Annotated in this window: 16 protein-coding genes; 7 read left to right on the top strand and 9 right to left on the bottom strand. The window is 69.7% G+C overall.

Features of this window, described 5'->3' with window-relative positions; translation table 11 throughout:
- Positions 1-45: 45 nt before the first annotated feature.
- On the top strand, positions 46-1,473 hold the full coding sequence (locus QSV35_RS01580) for a CCA tRNA nucleotidyltransferase (RefSeq protein ID WP_286286023.1): 1,428 nt from the start codon (positions 46-48) through the stop codon (positions 1,471-1,473).
- A gap of 49 nt (positions 1,474-1,522) precedes the next feature.
- Here QSV35_RS01580 and QSV35_RS01575 read toward each other — a convergent pair whose 3' ends face one another.
- Positions 1,523-2,557 (bottom strand): NAD(P)-dependent alcohol dehydrogenase, encoded by a 1,035-nt coding sequence (locus tag QSV35_RS01575; protein WP_286286021.1) that lies wholly within the window; start codon positions 2,555-2,557, stop codon positions 1,523-1,525.
- A gap of 123 nt (positions 2,558-2,680) precedes the next feature.
- On the opposite strand from QSV35_RS01575, the gene QSV35_RS01570 reads away from it, so the two are divergent.
- The 4 genes from QSV35_RS01570 (at position 2,681) to QSV35_RS01555 (ending at position 6,882) form a co-directional block, all read left to right on the top strand.
- Positions 2,681-4,015, top strand: a complete 1,335-nt coding sequence (locus tag QSV35_RS01570; RefSeq protein WP_286286018.1) for a GAF domain-containing protein — start codon at positions 2,681-2,683, stop codon at positions 4,013-4,015.
- Between the two features lie 56 nt (positions 4,016-4,071).
- The gene (locus tag QSV35_RS01565; RefSeq protein WP_286286016.1) at positions 4,072-4,647 is read left to right on the top strand and encodes a dihydrofolate reductase family protein; all 576 of its coding nucleotides are present in this window, start codon (positions 4,072-4,074) and stop codon (positions 4,645-4,647) included.
- Positions 4,648-4,792: 145 nt separating this feature from the next.
- Positions 4,793-6,343, top strand: coding sequence for an acetaldehyde dehydrogenase ExaC (gene exaC / locus QSV35_RS01560; RefSeq protein WP_286286014.1), 1,551 nt, complete (start codon positions 4,793-4,795; stop codon positions 6,341-6,343).
- Between the two features lie 161 nt (positions 6,344-6,504).
- Positions 6,505-6,882, top strand: coding sequence for a DUF779 domain-containing protein (locus tag QSV35_RS01555; protein ID WP_286286012.1), 378 nt, complete (start codon positions 6,505-6,507; stop codon positions 6,880-6,882).
- On the opposite strand, the gene QSV35_RS01550 is transcribed toward QSV35_RS01555, so the two are convergent.
- From QSV35_RS01550 to QSV35_RS01535, 4 genes are all read right to left on the bottom strand, one after another.
- On the bottom strand, positions 6,883-7,488 hold the full coding sequence (locus tag QSV35_RS01550) for a response regulator transcription factor (RefSeq protein WP_286286010.1): 606 nt from the start codon (positions 7,486-7,488) through the stop codon (positions 6,883-6,885).
- Complete coding sequence (locus tag QSV35_RS01545) at positions 7,485-8,636, bottom strand: sensor histidine kinase (RefSeq protein WP_286286009.1); 1,152 nt, start codon at positions 8,634-8,636, stop codon at positions 7,485-7,487. Before QSV35_RS01545 ends, QSV35_RS01550 begins: the two co-directional genes overlap by 4 nt.
- Positions 8,637-8,723: 87 nt before the next feature.
- Positions 8,724-9,539, bottom strand: a complete 816-nt coding sequence (locus QSV35_RS01540) for an ABC transporter permease (protein ID WP_286286007.1) — start codon at positions 9,537-9,539, stop codon at positions 8,724-8,726.
- Positions 9,536-10,468, bottom strand: a complete 933-nt coding sequence (locus QSV35_RS01535; RefSeq protein ID WP_286286005.1) for an ABC transporter ATP-binding protein — start codon at positions 10,466-10,468, stop codon at positions 9,536-9,538. Before QSV35_RS01535 ends, QSV35_RS01540 begins: the two co-directional genes overlap by 4 nt.
- Before the next feature lie 197 nt (positions 10,469-10,665).
- On the opposite strand from QSV35_RS01535, the gene QSV35_RS01530 reads away from it, so the two are divergent.
- Positions 10,666-11,322 (top strand): GntR family transcriptional regulator, encoded by a 657-nt coding sequence (locus tag QSV35_RS01530; RefSeq protein WP_286286003.1) that lies wholly within the window; start codon positions 10,666-10,668, stop codon positions 11,320-11,322.
- Here the strand turns inward: QSV35_RS01530 and QSV35_RS01525 are convergent.
- On the bottom strand, positions 11,286-12,254 hold the full coding sequence (locus tag QSV35_RS01525) for a LysR substrate-binding domain-containing protein (protein ID WP_286286001.1): 969 nt from the start codon (positions 12,252-12,254) through the stop codon (positions 11,286-11,288). The two genes, QSV35_RS01530 and QSV35_RS01525, sit on opposite strands and share 37 nt — an antisense overlap.
- Positions 12,255-12,402: 148 nt before the next feature.
- On the opposite strand from QSV35_RS01525, the gene QSV35_RS01520 reads away from it, so the two are divergent.
- Positions 12,403-12,981, top strand: coding sequence for a hypothetical protein (locus QSV35_RS01520; protein ID WP_286285999.1), 579 nt, complete (start codon positions 12,403-12,405; stop codon positions 12,979-12,981).
- Between the two features lie 62 nt (positions 12,982-13,043).
- On the opposite strand, the gene QSV35_RS01515 is transcribed toward QSV35_RS01520, so the two are convergent.
- The 3 genes from QSV35_RS01515 to QSV35_RS01505 all read right to left on the bottom strand — a co-directional run bounded on the left by QSV35_RS01515 (position 13,044) and on the right by QSV35_RS01505 (position 16,322).
- Complete coding sequence (locus QSV35_RS01515) at positions 13,044-13,610, bottom strand: TlpA family protein disulfide reductase (protein WP_286285997.1); 567 nt, start codon at positions 13,608-13,610, stop codon at positions 13,044-13,046.
- The gene (locus QSV35_RS01510; protein ID WP_286285995.1) at positions 13,607-14,101 is read right to left on the bottom strand and encodes a hypothetical protein; all 495 of its coding nucleotides are present in this window, start codon (positions 14,099-14,101) and stop codon (positions 13,607-13,609) included. The genes QSV35_RS01515 and QSV35_RS01510 overlap by 4 nt, the downstream gene beginning before the upstream one ends.
- Before the next feature lie 70 nt (positions 14,102-14,171).
- Complete coding sequence (locus tag QSV35_RS01505) at positions 14,172-16,322, bottom strand: hypothetical protein (protein ID WP_286285994.1); 2,151 nt, start codon at positions 16,320-16,322, stop codon at positions 14,172-14,174.
- Positions 16,323-16,450: the final 128 nt, after the last annotated feature.

Here is a 16,450-nt window from a genome sequence, read left to right as displayed (position 1 = left end):
CCTGCGGGCCAGTCGGCGTCGGGCGCCCCGGATAGGCTCGAGGGCATGCTGAACATGGCCGAGGGTGTCGCACGCCTGGGCGCTCTCGCGGAGTCGCCCGTCGTCGCCGCGCTCGCCGCCGCGTTCGAGAAGGCCGGTTTCGAGCTGTCGATCGTCGGCGGGCCGGTGCGCGATGCGCTCCTCGGCCGGGACGTGCACGACCTCGACTTCACGACGGATGCGCGACCCGATGACATCCTGCGGATCGTCACGCCGATCTCGACCGCCCAGTGGGACATCGGCCGTGCCTTCGGCACCATCGGCGCCCGCGTGCAGCGCGAGCAGGTCGAGATCACGACGTACCGCGCCGACAGCTACGACGGCGCGACGCGCAAACCCACCGTCGAGTTCGGCGACACGATCGAGGGCGACCTCGTGCGTCGCGACTTCACCGTGAACTCCATGGCGCTGCGGGTGCCCGGACGCACTCTCGTCGACCCGACGGGCGGCGTCGAAGACCTCGTGCGCGGGGTGCTGCGGACGCCGACGGATCCGCGGGTCAGCTTCGGCGACGACCCGCTCCGGATGCTGCGCGCGGCGCGCTTCTCGTCCCAGCTCGAGTTCGAGGTCGACCCCGACACGCTCGCCGCGATCGTCGACCTGCGCAGCACGATCGAGATCGTGAGCCCCGAACGCATCCAGGGCGAGCTCGTGCGCCTGCTGCAGACCAACGACCCGGGCCGTGGCATCCGCCTCCTCGTCGACACGGGGCTCATGGCGGAGTTCCTCCCCGAGGTTCCGGCGCTGCGGCTCGAGATCGATGAGCACCACCACCACAAGGACGTCTACGAGCACTCGCTGACCGTGCTGCGGCAGGCGATCGAGCTCGAAGCGCAGCGGCATCCGGGTGCCGAGCCCGACGTCGCCCTCCGCCTCGCCGCCCTGCTCCACGACATCGGCAAGCCCTCGACGCGCAAGCTCGAGGCCGGCGGCGGGGTCTCGTTCCACCATCACGACGCGAAGGGCGCCCGCCTCGCGCGCAAGCGCCTGAAAGAGCTCCGTTTCGACTCCGCGACGATCGACTCGGTCTCGCAGCTCATCGACCAGCACCTGCGCTTCTTCGGATACGCGGAGGGCGCATGGACCGACTCCGCGGTCCGGCGGTACGTGCGGGATGCGGGGCCCGAGCTCGAGCGCCTCCACATCCTCACGCGTGCCGATGTGACCACGCGCAACAAGCGCAAGGCCGCGAAGCTCGCGGGCGCCTACGACGACATCGAGCGCCGCATCGCGGAGCTCGCCGCCCAGGAGGAGCTCGACGCCATCCGGCCCGAGCTCGACGGCAACCGCATCCAGGAGATCCTGGGCATCAAGCCCGGCCGCGAGGTCGGCGAGGCGTACCGCTTCCTCCTCGACGTGCGGCTCGATGAAGGCGTGATCGGCGAGGATGCCGCGGAGCAGCGCCTGCGCGAGTGGTGGGCCTCCCGCAACTGACGTTCACGGTGCGAGCGGTGACGGCGCGACGCGTGCGAGGCCGCCCGATTCAGGGCACGACGACCGCGCGCCCGCGGACCGCCCCGTGGTGCAGCCTCGTGTACGCCTCGACGGCATCCTCGATCCCGTAGCGCTCGACGTGCACCGAAACGGCGCCTGTGCGCGCGAGGTCGAGCACCTCGATGAGCTCGCTGCGCGACCCCCAGTACGGCGCCCGCACAGCCGCACCGAACGGCGTCGAGAAGAAGCCGGTGGGCAGCAGACCGCCGCCGATGCCGACGATGTGGATGTACCCGTCGACCGCGACCGAGGCGCGTGCCGTGTCGATCGTCGGCTGGACCCCCACGAAGTCGAAGACGGCATCCGCGCCGACGCCCCCCGTGAGTTCGCGGATGCGGGCGGCCGCATCCGGTCCCGACACGACGGTGTGGTGCGCGCCCACCTCCGTCGCGAGCGACAGCTTCTCTGCGCTGACGTCGACCGCGATGACCGTGGCCTCACTGATCGCGCGGATGATCTGGATGCCGACGTGTCCCAGCCCGCCGACCCCCAGCACGAGCGCGGTCGCACCCGGGAAGAGCTTGTGCTGCGCGGCCTTGATCGCGTGATACGGGGTGAGGCCGGCATCCGTCAGCGACACCGTCTCGACCGGGTCGAGGTCGCCGAGCGGCGTGAGGTGCCGGGCGTCGTCGACGATGACGTACTCGGCCATCGCTCCGGGCGCACCGAGTCCGGGTGGGGCGATGCCGAGTTCGGCGGCGCGCGTGCAGTAGTTCTCCTTGCCCTCGGCGCAGTTGCGGCACACGCCGCATCCCCACGGGCCGTAGATCGCGTACGACTCCCCCACCGTGATGCCCGTGACGCCTGCGCCGAGCTTGTCGGCGATCCCGGCGCCCTCGTGGCCGAGAGTGAGCGGCAGTCCGTAGGTGTACTGCTCCTCGGGGAGATCCATGACGAACCAGTCCGAGTGGCACAGCCCGGCAGCGGTGACCTTCAGGCGGATCTGGCCGGGACCGGGCTCCGGAACGTCGATCTCCACGATCTCGGGCCCCTTGCCCACCTCGCGATACTGCACAGCCTTCATGACGACTCCTCTCCTCATCGCCACTCTTGCATCGCCCGCGCGAGACCGACAGGGGCATCCGATGAACACCCGGCCTACACTGGCGTGAACCCGTCCCGCTCCTTCACCGCAGAAGGGGGCGCCATGTCGTCGCCGTGGTCGCCGCGCCGCGAGGGCTCTCCGGACTCCTCGCGCCTGCTGATCGAGCGCGCCCATGAGGAGTTCGTGCGCGGCAACAGTGCGGATCCACGGATCGCCGACGTGCGCGGGATCGTCCGCGACAGCTGGCGGCGGTCGTTGGACAGCCTGGTCGGCGTCGAGGGACTTCCTCCCCTCGCCCTCGACGCGGAGCAGCTCGAGCGTCTGCGCAGCGAGCACCCGCTCGCGGGGGTCATCGACATGATCCGCGGCCTGCTGATGCCGGGTGACGTCTCGGACTCCGGGGTGCTCATCGCCGTCGGCGACGCGGCCGGGCGCCTCCTGTGGGTCGAGGGCGACGCGCACGTCCGTGCGCTCACCGGCGACATGGGGTTCGTGGCGGGAGCCGACTGGTCGGAGGATGCCGTGGGGACCTCGGCGCCGGGCACGGCCCTCGCCCTCGATCGATCGGTGCAGATCCGCGGGGCGGAGCACTTCAACCGGCTGGTCCAGCCCTGGTCGTGCACCGCCGCACCCGTGCACGACCCGGAGACGCGGCGCGTGCTCGGTGTGATCGACGTCACGGGCGGAGACCCGGTGGTCTCCCCTCAAGCGCAGCTGCTGGTGGATGCCACGGCCCGCGCTGTCGAGGGCGAGCTGCTGCTGACCCGCATGCGCGAGCGGGCGCAAGCCCAGTCCAGGAGCAGTCGGCCGCCGATCCGCGCGGCGAAGGGCTCGACGTCGGTGCGAGCGACCCTCACCGTCCTCGGACGCAGTCGCGCGCTGCTCGAAGCGGTCACGGAGGACGGCGAGCGTGTCGCGGAGGTCACCACCCGGCACGCCGAGCTGCTCCTCATGCTCGCGACCCATCGACAGGGCGTCTCCGCGGAGCGGCTGGCCGAGCTCGTCTACGGCGACCCCGGTGCGACGGTCACCCTCCGTGCCGAGATGGTGCGCCTGCGCAAGATGCTGGAGCGGCTCGGTCCTGGGCTCGCGCCCGCATCCAAGCCGTACCGGCTCGACGTTCCGATGGAGACGGATGCCGAGCAGGTCCTCTCCCTCCTCGACCGCGGTGCGCACCGCGTCGCGCTCGCGGCTTATCGCGGGGATGTCCTCCCAGAATCGGTCGCTCCCGGGGTCGAGGAGTATCGCGAGACGGTGCGTGGCGCGCTCCGGGAGTCGCTCATGGCGGAGGCGAGCGTCGACGTGCTGCTCGCGTTCGCGGAGACGGATGCGGCGGCCGACGACGTCGAGCTGCTCCGGCTGTGTCTGTCGATGCTGCCGGCTCGTTCACCGCGCCGAGCGGGGCTCGTCGCGCGGATCGAGCGTCTCGAGCAGTAGGTGCGAGTCATCCGCGTGCTGCGGGGAGAGCACGGACCCGAGAGGAGTGCAACGGGATGAGACCGCTTCGATATTCGATCAATGTCACGCTCGACGGCTGCTGCCATCACGAGGCAGGGCTCCCGCCGGACGAGGAGTCGATGCGCTTCTGGACCGCCGAGATGGAACGGGCCGATGCCCTGCTGTTCGGCCGGGTGACCTACCAGATGATGGAGTCGGCATGGCGAAGGCCGACCACAGGCGCCTGGCCCGACTGGATGGACGAGTCGCAGACTCCGTTCGCCGACGCCATCGATCGGGCGAAGAAGTACGTCGTGTCGAGCACGCTGAGCGAAGCCGATTGGAACGGCGAGCTGGTGCGGGGCGACGTGGGACAGGCGATTCGCATGCTCAAGCAGGAGCCGGGCGAGGGCTTGTGGGTGGGCGGAGTGACACTCCCCCTGGCGTTGGCGGATCTGGGACTCATCGACGAGTACGAGTTCCTCGTGCAGCCGGTGCTCGCCGGACATGGGCCGACCTTGCTCACGGGTCTGCGTGAGCGCATCCAGCTCGAACTCGTGGATCGCCAGGAGTTCCGCTCGGGCGCCGTCGCCGTGCGGTACCGGCCGCGTGCGGGTGACCGACCGGCCTGACCGGTACGCCACATCGGGCGCCATCTCGCGACGGAGTGGCGATCTGCGCCGTTGCGACCCGGCGTCGCAACGTTCTGCAACCTGCCGGCGCCTACCTTCGGCACCAGCGACGACGACCGTCGCCAGAGTCGAAGGAGACACCACCATGACCATCGTCGAAGAGGGCGTCTCGAGCGTCTACGCCGCGCCGGGCGAGCGCGGCTCGGTCGCCGAGTACCGCACCCGGTACGGCCACTACATCGGGGGCGAGTTCGTCGAGCCGATCAAGGGCGAGTACTTCGAGGACATCACCCCCGTCACCGGAAAGCCGTTCTGCGAGGTCGGACGCGGCACCGTGGAGGACATCGACCGTGCGGTGGATGTCGCGTGGAAGGCGTTCGAATCGTGGGGCAAGACGACCCCGGCCGAGCGCGCCGTCATCCTCAACAAGATCGCCGACCGCATCGAGGCGAACCTCGAGAAGATCGCCGTCGCCGAGACGTGGGAGAACGGCAAGCCCGTCCGCGAGACGCTGGCGGCCGACATCCCGCTCGCCGTCGACCACTTCCGCTACTTCGCGGGCGTGCTGCGTGCGCAGGAGGGCTCGCTCAGCCAGCTCGACGAGAACACCGTCGCGTACCACTTCCACGAGCCGCTCGGCGTCGTCGGCCAGATCATCCCGTGGAACTTCCCCATCCTCATGGCGACGTGGAAGCTCGCGCCCGCCCTCGCCGCCGGCAACTGCGTCGTGCTGAAGCCGGCGGAGCAGACACCCGCCAGCATCCTCTTCCTGTTCGAGATCATCGGCGACCTGCTGCCGGCGGGCGTCGTGAACATCGTGAACGGGTTCGGCATCGAGGCGGGCGCGCCGCTCGCATCGCACAAGCGGATCCGCAAGATCGCGTTCACGGGCGAGACCACGACCGGCCGCCTGATCATGCAGTACGCGTCGCAGAACCTCATCCCCGTGACGCTCGAGCTCGGCGGCAAGAGCCCGAACGTCTTCTTCGAGGACGTCGCGCTGTCGACGGACGACGCGTACTACGACAAGGCGCAGGAGGGCTTCACGATGTTCGCCCTCAACCAGGGCGAGGTCTGCACCTGCCCGTCGCGCGCGCTCATCCAGCGGTCGATCTACGACCGGTTCCTCGGTGACGGCCTCGAGCGGGTCGGCCGGATCAAGCAGGGCAACCCGCTCGACCCCGAGACGATGATCGGCGCGCAGGCGTCGAACGACCAGCTCGAGAAGATCCTGTCGTACATCGCGATCGGCAAGGAGGGCGGCGCCCGCGTTCTCACCGGCGGCGAGCGGGTCGACCTCGGCGGCGAGCTGTCCGGCGGCTACTACGTCGCCCCGACGGTGTTCGAGGGCACGAACGACATGCGGATCTTCCAGGAGGAGATCTTCGGCCCGGTCGTCTCGGTCACGTCCTTCGACACGTTCGACGATGCGATCTCGATCGCCAACGACTCGCTGTACGGCCTGGGCGCCGGCGTGTGGAGCCGCAGCGGCGACCTCGCGTACCGGGCGGGCCGCGCCATCCAGGCCGGTCGCGTGTGGACCAACACGTACCACCAGTACCCCGCGCACGCCGCCTTCGGCGGGTACAAGCAGTCGGGCATCGGCCGCGAGAACCACCTCAAGATGCTCGACCACTACCAGCAGACGAAGAACCTGCTCGTGTCGTATGCCGAAGGGGCCATGGGCTTCTTCTGAGCCGACGGACCCGGTCGTTGAGCGAGCGAGTGCAGCATTGCGCCGGTCGTTGAGCGAGCGAGGAACGAGCGAGACGAAGCGCGGTGGGCCTGAGAGATCGGCTCACCGCGCTTCGGATCGCCTCGCTCGCTCAACGACCGGCAGGGGATGGAGGAGAAGAGATGACAGAACGCGTGGCGGTGACGGATGCCGCGGCATCCCTCCTGCGCGAACTCACCGCGCAGCACGGGCCGCTGATGTTCCACCAGTCCGGAGGATGCTGCGACGGCAGCTCCCCCATGTGCTATCCCGTCGGGATGTTCCTGACCGGTCCGGGCGACGTCGAGCTCGGTGCGCTGGACGTCGGTCTCGACGACCCGATCCGCGTCTTCATGTCGGAGTCGCAGTTCGAGTACTGGAAGTACACGCACCTCACCATCGACGTCGTCGAGGGTCGCGGTGCGGGCTTCTCGGTCGAGGGTCCGACGGGGATGCGGTTCCTCACCCGCTCCCGCATGCTCGACGACGCCGAGCTCGATGCCCTCGGACTCAGGGCCTGATCAGAGCCAGCCGTTCGCGTCGGCGATGCGAGCGGCGTCGGCGCGGTTGCGGGCGCCCGTCTTGCCGATGGCGTTCGACAGGTGGTTGCGCACCGTGCCCTCGGACAGATGCAGCATGCCCGCGATGTCGGCGATCGAGCCGCCCGTCTGGGCGGCCGCCAGCACGTCGGTCTCACGCTCGGTGAGCGGGGAGTCGCCCTGGGCGAGCGACTCGGCAGCCAGGACCGGGTCGACGACGCGCAGCCCCTGAGACACGCGGCGGACCGCATCCGCCAGCTGGGCGGCAGGGGTGTCCTTCACGACGAACCCGGACGCCCCGGCCTGCATCGCCCGCTTGAGGTATCCCGGCCGGCCGAACGTCGTGACGATGAGCGCACGGCAGGTCGGCAGCGCGCGGCGCAGCTCCGCCGCCGCCGCGATGCCGTCGACTCCCGGCATCTCGATGTCGAGCAGGGCGACGTCGGCGGAGTTCGCCACGGCGGCCGCGACGACCTCGTCGCCGCGCCCCACCTCGGCGACGACCTCGATGTCCGGCTCGAGCCCGAGGAGCGCCGACAGCGCGCCGCGCACGAGCGCCTGATCGTCCGCGACGAGCAGTCGGATCACAGGGTCACCTCCAGGCGGAAGCCGCCGAGATCGCTGCGGCCCACCGCCAGTATTCCGCCCGCGGCATCCACGCGCTCGCGCAGCCCCGAGAGCCCCGTTCCCGAGTTGGCCCCGGCAGGTCCGACACCGTCGTCCTCGATCGCGATGCGGTTCGACTCCAGGCGGATGCGGCAGCGCTTCGCCTCGGCATGACGGACGACATTGGTCACGCCCTCACGGACGACCCATCCGGCCAGCTCGCGCCGGTCGGGGGGCACCGCATCCGTCGTCGTCGGCGCATCAAGCGCGACATCCGCCGCCGCCAGCGCCACGCGTGCCGCCGCCAGCTCACCGCTCACGCTCACCCCGCGGAAACCGGCGACCGTCGCCCGCACATCTGCGAGTGCGGCACGGGCGAGCGCCTCGACCTCGGCGATCTCCGTCTTCGCGCGCTGCGGATCAGCGTCGACGAGACGGCCGGCGAGCTCGCTCTTGACCGTGATGACCGTCAGCGAGTGGCCGAGGATGTCGTGGATGTCGCGTGCCACGCGCCCACGCTCGCGCTCGGCGGCGAGGCGCTCGACCTCCCGCTGTGCCAGCCGCATCCGGTTGACGGAGTCGATGGAGCGGATGAAGGCAGCCATCATGAGGGAGATCGAGCCGATGATCGCGGGGACCCAGAGGATGTTCGTGTTCCACCCGACACCGAGGACGCCGAAGACGAGGGCCAGCAGCGCGAGTCCGAGGATCGATGGCCACGTGACGCGCCAGGGGAAGACCGCCGCCGCGATGAGGACGCCGACGTAGGTCCAGATGCCGGACAGACCCCACTCGAGCCACGGCCAGAGCGAGAACGACAAGGCGAAGACGACGGCGATCGCGATGAAGCGTCGCGACACCGCCAGGGTCCAGTTGATCGGGGCGGCCCCCAGGAACGCGATGGCGAACAGGCCGAGGAGGACCAGGCCGAGGGCGGCGGATGCGGCGGAGCCCGACGCATGGACGATCTCCGTGCCCGCGGCCCCCAGCCAGATCAGGGATATGCCGCCGCCCGCATACCAGCGCAGGGCGGTCTGGGACCGCAGCACGGACGGGAACGTGTGACGCACGCCCGCCACCGAGTCGCTGGGTCGCAGCACCCAGACCGGGCCCCACTGCTGCTCGTCCATCGCCTCACCTCTTCCTTCACCCTAGAACCGCCCGCCACGCGCTCACCCCCTGATGCCCGGAGCGGATCAGAGGGTGAGCGGCGGCTCTCAGACGCGCTTCGTGTCGCGGCGGAAGAAGTACACCGTGCCGACGAGGAAGATCCCGAACCACACGATCACGTTCACGAGCGCCCAGATGTCGAACGCGTCGCCGGTGAGGGGTGCGCGGGCCAGCTGTCCGATGCCGTAGACGGGCGTGAACTTCGCGATCGTCTGCAGGAAGTCGGGCATGTTGTTGATCGGGTAGAAGATGCCGCCGATGAACGACAGGATCACGATCACGAGACTCGTCACCTGTGCGGCGTTCTCGCCGGGGACCATGTAGCCGACCATGAGCCCGAGCGTCGTGAAGACCGCGCTCGCGAGCAGCCAGCCGATGAGCCCGGTGGCGATCCACTGCACCGGGGTGAGGTGCACGCCGGCGATCGCGCCCGTGATGTAGGTCGCGACCACGGCCAGCAGGCCCAGCAGCATCCCCGCGATCATCTTGATGATGACGTTGACGAACGGGTTCAGCGGCGTCAGACGCAGCTGCCGGCTCCAGCCCTGCGCGCGCTCGACGGCGACGGAGGCGCCCGTCTGCGTGGCCGACATCATGGCGCCATAGACCGCCATCGAGACCATGATGTACGCGGCGACCGACGGTCCCCCCTGCGACACCGGGGTCGACGTGATCGGGATCGTCAGGAACCGCGCGCCGACCACGATGAACATCACGACCGGGAACGCCACCGTGAAGATGAGCGTGCGGCGGTTGCGGAGCTTCCGTTTCAGCTCGATGCCGAGATACGTGAGGTTGAAGCCGCCGAACGGAGGAACGCGGCGGTCGAGCTGCACGCGGTCGGTGGAGGATGTGCCGGTCATTCTTCGTCTCCTTCGGAGGTGAGCGCGAGGAACACGCTCTCGAGGTTCTGCGCGGTGATCTCGATGTCGCGCGCTTCCGTCTGGGTGAGGAGGTAGCGGGCCAGCGCATCGGAGTCGCTCGTCTGGACGGCGACCCGCCCGCCCTGCGTCTGCACGCTGTCGACGCCCGGCAGGCCAGCCAGGGCGACCTGGTCGGCGTCGGGGAGCGTGAAGCGCACCACCCGGCCGGAGACGAGGTTCTTGATCTCGGCCGTGGTGCCGTCCGCGACGATCTTGCCGCGGCTCATCAGCACGATGCGGTCGGCGTATTCGTCGGCCTCGTCGAGATAGTGCGTCGCGAACAGCACGGTGCGGCCGCGCGCGGCATCCGCGCGGATCGCGCTCCAGAACGCGCGCCGGCCTTCGACGTCCATGCCCGTCGTGGGCTCGTCCAGGATGAGGAGCCCGGGGTCGGAGAGGAGTGCCATCGCGAAACGGAGCCGCTGCTGCTGGCCTCCCGAGCAGACGCCCACCTTCCGGTCGCCGATCTCGCGGATGCCGGCGCGCTCGAGGACCTCGTCGATGGGACGCGTGTCCGCGAAGAGCGAGGCCGTGAGCTGCAGCGTCTCGCGCACCGTGATGTCCTTGAGAAGACCGCCCGTCTGCAGCACCGCCGAGACGAGACCGTGGGCGATCGCACCGCGCGGTGAGTGGCCGAACACCCGCACGGAACCGGCATCCGGCTCAGAGAGGCCGAGCAGCATGTCGATCGTCGTCGTCTTGCCGGCGCCGTTCGGTCCGAGGAAAGCGACGATCTCGCCGGGGCGGACCGACAGGTCGACGCCGCGCACGGCGCGCACCTTGCCGAAGCTCTTGACGAGACCGGATGCGGCGATCGCCGATCCGGCCGCGGTGCGCTCGGCACTCGAGCGCAGTTCTGTGGTTTCCATGCATCCACCCTCGCGTTCGGAGGCGGGGTGCGCTTCGTCCGGCAGTCATGTTCCGTCCGTGACATTCGTCACCCACCGCGCGTGACGATCGGCCTCCGTCACCTGATCAGGGGCAGGATCGGGCGCTTTGCACACCCTCCCCTATGCTGAAGTCCGAGCGATGGAGCCGCACATGGCGTGATGAAGGGGGTGCGCTCTTGGATGCGAGACGCGCTTCCCGCGGAGACAGCCACGGCAACCTCCGCAACGAGGTCGAGAACATGCTCAGCACGGCGATCGTCATCGGCGAGCTCGCACCGGGCACCCTCGTGACCGTTCCGTCGCTCGCCGCGCAGTTCGCCGTGTCGGCGACCCCCGTCCGCGAGGCGATGGTGAATCTGCAGCATCGCGGCTTCGTCGAGCCCGTGCGCAACAAAGGATTCCGCGTCACGCATATGAGCGAGCGCGAGACAAGGGAGATCACGACCGTGCGGGCGTGGCTCGAGTCGTCCGCGATGGCGGCGATTGCGCCGATCTTCCCCCGTGACCGCATCGGGGAGTTCCGGGCCCTCGCAGACCAGGGCGTGCGTGCCATCGACGAGGGCGACCTGGCGGGGTATCTCGACGCCGATCAGGGCTTCCATCGAGAGATCCTCCGCCTGCTGGAGAACGAGCGGCTCTCGCAGCTCGCGACCTCACTGCGGCAGGAGACGCGCCTCGGCAGCCTCGCATCCCGCATCGAGACGCCCGAGCTGCGGCAGTCCGCCACCGAGCACCACCTGATCCTGGATCGGCTCATGGAGGCGGATGCGGCGGGGCTCCTCGTTCTCGTCCGCGATCACGTGCTGCGGGATGCGGCAGCCTGCCCGCACTGACACGGATCGGCATCGGGCTCGACTCCGGGCTGCCCCATCGCCATCGCGGCGTCGAACGCCTCGGCGAGTGCCGCGCGCACGACAGTGAGCATCGGCAGATCCACCGTCGTCTCCCGCGCGGCGCTGAAGAGCTCGCGCCCGGCCGTCAGCGGCAGACGGTGCAACGCCACGTCGGCCCGCATCGACGCGAGGATGAGCTGGGGGAGGATGCCGACCGCGAGCCCGGCCTCGATCATGCGCAGGTGCGTCACGAGGTCGTTGGTCTCGTAGCGGACGTCCGGTTCGAACCCGGCGGCCCGGCAGAGCTGGGTGAGCCAGATCCGCGACGCGGTCCCCCGCGGCTCGGCGATCCAGGGAAGGGACTCGCCGGCGGCGAGCGTCGTGACGTGGAGGGGGCCCGAACGCGCGGTCACCAGGAACGGCGCATCCTCGCCGAGCGTCACATGATCGAGACCGGATCTGCGCGGACGGGTCACGCCCGGGTACTGCTCCGCGATCACCAGGTCGAACTCGCGGGCGGCGGTCTCGAACAGTCCCTGCTCGGGCTCGCGCTCGACGATCTCGACGCGAAGCTGCGGGTGGCGCGCGGACAGCCCGGCGATCGCGCGCGGCAGCACGGTGTGCGACACGGACTGGAACACCGCGATGCGGCAGGTCCCGGTCACGACGTCCGCGTAGGCGGCGAGCTCGGCGGAGGCCCGCTCCATCCGGTCGAGGATCTCCCCGGCGCGGGTGGCCAGCAGCTCCCCCTGCGGGGTGAGCTGTGCGCGACGGCCCGTACGCCGCAGGAGGGCGGTCCCCGCCTCGCGCTCGAGCGTCGCGATCTGCTGCGAGATGAACGAAGGAGAGTAGGAGTATGCGCGGGCGACGGCGGCGAGCGTACCGCGCTGCTGGAACTCGTAGAGGAACCGCATCCGGCGTAGATCGAGCATGTCCCCCAGGACTCCTTATTAAGGATGACTTCACAGCATTGGTTAGATTCTGGCACTTCCGGTTACGCCGGGGTACCGGCACACTGGGCGGAACGCGCCGATATCGGCCGCACGCGAGGCCGTCGGATCAGGATGAGAAGAGGACCACATGATGAGTGCGACCATCGGCGAGCGTGTGACGGACGAGCGGATCGGCGACGGCGACGGCGAGGTCGACCGCATCCTCGCCGACATCGCGGCGGCCGCGCGGGACTCCCTTCGCGAGTCCGATGTCGATCTCCTGCGCGGAGCGATCGCGGTCGACGAGAGCGCCTGGCTGCGCCTGCGTGCCGGCGGGCATCGAGCCCCGATGCGCATCGCGGTGCGCGCTGCCGACGGAACGGAGCTGCGCGACGTCCTGCGGGTGCTGCTCGCGGCCATCCGCGGCGGGACGCGGATCGATGTCAGCCTGGGCTGGCCGCTGTCCGACCGGCTGCACCGCGCGCTCCTCCGTGCCGGCGCGCAGGTGCGGGTCGAATCGCTGCGCACGTGGGGATGCCGCGTCGGCCACGGAGGGGACCGCATCCGCGTCGTGGGTCCGCGGCGCTCGCGGTCGACCGCGCTCCGGCGCGCCATGCCGCGTCCCGAGGAGTGGGCATCGGGCGCGGATGCGACGGATGTCGACCTCGACGGCGCGAGCGAGCTCGAGCGCCTCTTCCGACCCATGGATCTGCGCGTCGCCGTCTGAGCGGCGCGTGGGAGGCACCGGAACGCCCCGCGCGGGAGGCGCCGGAACGCCCCGACCTGCCCTCAGCCGGTGATGACGTTCTCGAGAGCCGTGCGCAGCTGGTCTCCGGATGCGCCGCCCGGCCACATCCGCACGATCCCGCCCGAGGTGTCGATGAGCGCGGTCATGGGCGGCTCCTTCACCGCGTAGTCGCGCCAGATCGATCCGGTGCGGTCGACGATCACGGGACCGGTGACCTCGTTGTCGTCGAGGTACTTCTGGATCGTCGCGTTCGGCTCGTCGAGAGCGACGTGCACGACGAGGAGGTCGTCGCCGTAGGTCTCGGAGAGGGCGCGCAGATCCGCCTCCGCGGTCGTGCACTGCGTGCACCACGTGGAGGTGAACTGCACCACGAGCGGGCGGCCCTTCCACAGCGATGCGAGCTCGACGCGCGTGCCGTCGATGAGCGTCGCGGTGGCCTTCGGCGCGGGCACGGCGTCGGCCACGGTCGTGAAACGGTCCGCCGCCGGTGCCGAGCTCGGGATGGCCTCGACCCCGCCTCGTGCGGGGGAGGCGCAGCCCGTCAGCGTCAGCCCGGCGAACACGGCCAGGCCGGCTGCGGCCGCCGTCAGTCGCGTCATCCTGTTCATCGGTCTCCTCCCTGCACCGCCGCGGGATCTCCGAGGGCGGGGTAGTCGAACCGGAATCCGCCGGACGCGTCGGGCTGGAATGCCGCGCTGCCGAGGGAGCGGCCCTCGATGCTGAAGTCGTACGTGCTGCCGGCCTCGAGCCCGGCAGCGGCGAAGTCGAAGGTGCAGAAGGTCGGCACGCGGGCGGCGTTGCCGTAGTCGTTGTCGTCGGCGCGGGTCGCGGTGCCGGACGGCAGCGCCGCATCCAGCACGACACCGCCTGATCCGTCGGTCACCGTCAGATGCACGCCGGCGTGCACGAAGAGATACTGCCCCGACCCGGAGCAGGCCGTGCCCGGTGCGCGCAGCGCGCCATCGCGCACGACGAGAGTGGAGTCGGATGCGGCCGACCCGCCGGCGGTGCCGGCGCACCCGGCGAGCAGGGCGACAGCCGCGAGAGAGAGGGCGAGCGAAGCGGCTCGCCGCGCCGACGGGGATGTGGTGTCCGTCATCCGCCGTCCTTCCTTTCCAGAGCGTGGTGGCCCGCCCTGAGGCGGGACACCACGCGAACGCATGCTCGGGTCAGCCCTGACCGGTCGCGGCGTTCATCTTGTAGGTGACCGTCTGCGTGGCCGACGGGTCGTTCTCGCTCGTGATCGTGACGGTGACCGTCCCGCTCGCGTTCGAAGACGTGCCCGTGCGGTGTAGGTACACCGGAACGTCGACCGTCTCGCCGGCCTTGGCCGTGACGATCGAGTTCGGCGTCTGGACCTCCCAGGCGCCCTTGCCGCCGTCGATCTTGGCGGTCACCCGGTAGATGTCGCTGTTCGCGCGAGCGTCATCGACAGCTGCACCGGTGTTCGTGACGGGAACGGTCAGCCCGCGCAGACCCTCGCCCATCTTGCCGCTCCACTCGGCTGCGCCGAGCTTGACCCCACGGGCCTGCGGGCCTGCGCTGTCGAGCGAACGGACGGCGACGCCGTAGTGCAGGATGCCGCGACTGTCGCGGCTGCGGTTCACGATGTAGAACTGCAGCCGGTTGGCCTGGTCGACGTACTCGAACTGCGAGCCCGAGTTGTTGCCGGCGTGGAACAGCGCGTCGTTCAGCTGGCGCTGGTCACCGCGCGTGATCGGCACCGGGGTGCCGTCGGCGCGCACGTAGTCGAGCGTCGCGATGTCCTGCGGGTTCGCGTCGACCGTCCAGATGAACGGGTTGCGGTCGGCGTTCTTCGTCTTGGAGATCATGACGCCGCTGTCGGGCTGGAACGAGTCCGTGCCCATGCGGTCGATCACCTCGAGCGTGTAGTTGTCATAGCTGCCGCCGTCGCAGTCCCACTTGCCGACGCGGGTGCACGACCCGTTCGACTTGTCGCCGCCGTCCAGCTTCAGGTTGATCCCGAGCGGGACGCCGTCCTCCTGCAGCTCGCGCGACTGGAGGTCGGCGGTGATCGAGCCCAGCGCGTTGAGGTCCGTGCGTGTGAGGTTGACGACGCTCGACGGGTCGATCATGTTCAGCTTCAGACGGTTGCGCAGCGCGAGGCCCGCCGGCTGGGATGCGCCCGCGAGAGCGGGGACGTTCCAGCGCGTGTGCGTGCCGCCGGGACCGTTGAACGAGCCGCGGGCGAGCACGTCGAAGGGGCCGCTCGTGTCGCGCAGCGGTCCGCCGTCCGCAGCATCCGTGCCGTACGGGTTCCCGTAGTTGTCGGCGATCCCGAGGATGTGGGCGAACTCGTGCGCGAACACGCCCATGCCGCTCGACTCCGCCTGAGTGGAGTTGCCGGCGCGGATGACGTTGCCGTTGGCGTCGGTGACGGGGAAGTTGGCGTTCGGCCAGTGGTTGGTCGCCGCAGCCCAGCTCGTCCAGGGGACGTAACGGGTCTTCGACCAGTTCGCCATCTCCTTGCCGTTCTGGTCATAGGCCTTGCCGTCCGCGCCGCGCGGCGGACCGAACTGGTTGGTCACGTCCTCCTTCGTCGCGAAGATCTTGGGGCCGAACTCCTCCCACGTGCCGGACTCGTCGTGGCCCGCCGTGACCCAGAACACCTCGTCGAACGTGCTGAGCGGATCGGTGATCCCGGTCGCTGCGGCCCATGCCTTGAGGGCATCCGTCCGGATGTCCTTGTTGCACGTGTCGCCCTTCGGGCAGACGGTCGCGTTCGAGCCGTTCGTCTTGTTGAACGAGTCGTTGAGGCCGTACTCCTCGATGTTGCCGGGCAGCCGGTAGGGCCCGAACGCCTTCACGTCGACGCTCAGGCGTCCGCCGGTCTGCTCCATGTAGTACTCGTTGATGGTGCGGCCGTGGTTGAGCTGGCTCGGGGTGTTCAGCAGGTTCCGGTAGAACTCCGGGACCTGATCGCGGGGGACCGAATTCGCGAGCCCGGAAGGCGTGCCGAACACGTCGGACCCTTCCTTCTGGCTGATCACGAAGTCCTGGTTCTGGAAATCGACCAGCACGATCGCACCGTTGAAGTGCCGCTTCGAGCCGGTCGTCTTGTGCGCCCAGTCCGTTCCCGGGACGGGGACGTAGTCGTCCCACGTCATGTCGTCCATGTTGACCCAGTTCTGCGGGTCGACCGGATTGAGTACGTCCGGGTCGATGCCGCGGTCATTGGCCGCTTGGGCGACGCCGTTGCCGAGGAACATCATGCTCGTCGCCGTGGCGACGGCCACGAGGGCCGCTGCCGTCCGGCGCCTGCGGGATCGCGGGGGGCGATCCGTCGGTGAGGATGCCATGGGCTCTCTCCTTCCCTTGTAGGTGGTGTTGCACACCAGCGCGTCGTCAACTGTCGACGGGGAGCGGTGGGGAGATCGACGTCGACTCCGGCAACGGCAGTAGCATCGCACTAAACCTCGGATAACTG

It is taken from the genome of Microbacterium candidum (assembly GCF_030315975.1).
Classification (GTDB): Bacteria; Actinomycetota; Actinomycetes; order Actinomycetales; family Microbacteriaceae; genus Microbacterium; species Microbacterium candidum.
This window is presented reverse-complemented; position numbering and strand designations above follow the sequence as displayed.

Excerpts from the sequence above, each read along its gene's own strand:
- QSV35_RS01525 (WP_286286001.1), bottom strand. The coding sequence starts at position 12,254 with ATGCTCGATCTACGCCGGATGCGGTTCCTCTACGAGTTCCAGCAGCGC.
- QSV35_RS01575 (WP_286286021.1), bottom strand. The coding sequence starts at position 2,557 with ATGAAGGCTGTGCAGTATCGCGAGGTGGGCAAGGGGCCCGAGATCGTG.
- QSV35_RS01520 (WP_286285999.1), top strand. The coding sequence starts at position 12,403 with ATGATGAGTGCGACCATCGGCGAGCGTGTGACGGACGAGCGGATCGGC.
- QSV35_RS01555 (WP_286286012.1), top strand. The coding sequence starts at position 6,505 with ATGACAGAACGCGTGGCGGTGACGGATGCCGCGGCATCCCTCCTGCGC.
- exaC (WP_286286014.1), top strand. The coding sequence starts at position 4,793 with ATGACCATCGTCGAAGAGGGCGTCTCGAGCGTCTACGCCGCGCCGGGC.
- QSV35_RS01510 (WP_286285995.1), bottom strand. The coding sequence starts at position 14,101 with ATGACGGACACCACATCCCCGTCGGCGCGGCGAGCCGCTTCGCTCGCC.
- QSV35_RS01505 (WP_286285994.1), bottom strand. The coding sequence starts at position 16,322 with ATGGCATCCTCACCGACGGATCGCCCCCCGCGATCCCGCAGGCGCCGG.
- QSV35_RS01565 (WP_286286016.1), top strand. The coding sequence starts at position 4,072 with ATGAGACCGCTTCGATATTCGATCAATGTCACGCTCGACGGCTGCTGC.
- QSV35_RS01570 (WP_286286018.1), top strand. The coding sequence starts at position 2,681 with ATGTCGTCGCCGTGGTCGCCGCGCCGCGAGGGCTCTCCGGACTCCTCG.
- QSV35_RS01580 (WP_286286023.1), top strand. The coding sequence starts at position 46 with ATGCTGAACATGGCCGAGGGTGTCGCACGCCTGGGCGCTCTCGCGGAG.
- QSV35_RS01515 (WP_286285997.1), bottom strand. The coding sequence starts at position 13,610 with ATGAACAGGATGACGCGACTGACGGCGGCCGCAGCCGGCCTGGCCGTG.
- QSV35_RS01535 (WP_286286005.1), bottom strand. The coding sequence starts at position 10,468 with ATGGAAACCACAGAACTGCGCTCGAGTGCCGAGCGCACCGCGGCCGGA.
- QSV35_RS01540 (WP_286286007.1), bottom strand. The coding sequence starts at position 9,539 with ATGACCGGCACATCCTCCACCGACCGCGTGCAGCTCGACCGCCGCGTT.
- QSV35_RS01545 (WP_286286009.1), bottom strand. The coding sequence starts at position 8,636 with ATGGACGAGCAGCAGTGGGGCCCGGTCTGGGTGCTGCGACCCAGCGAC.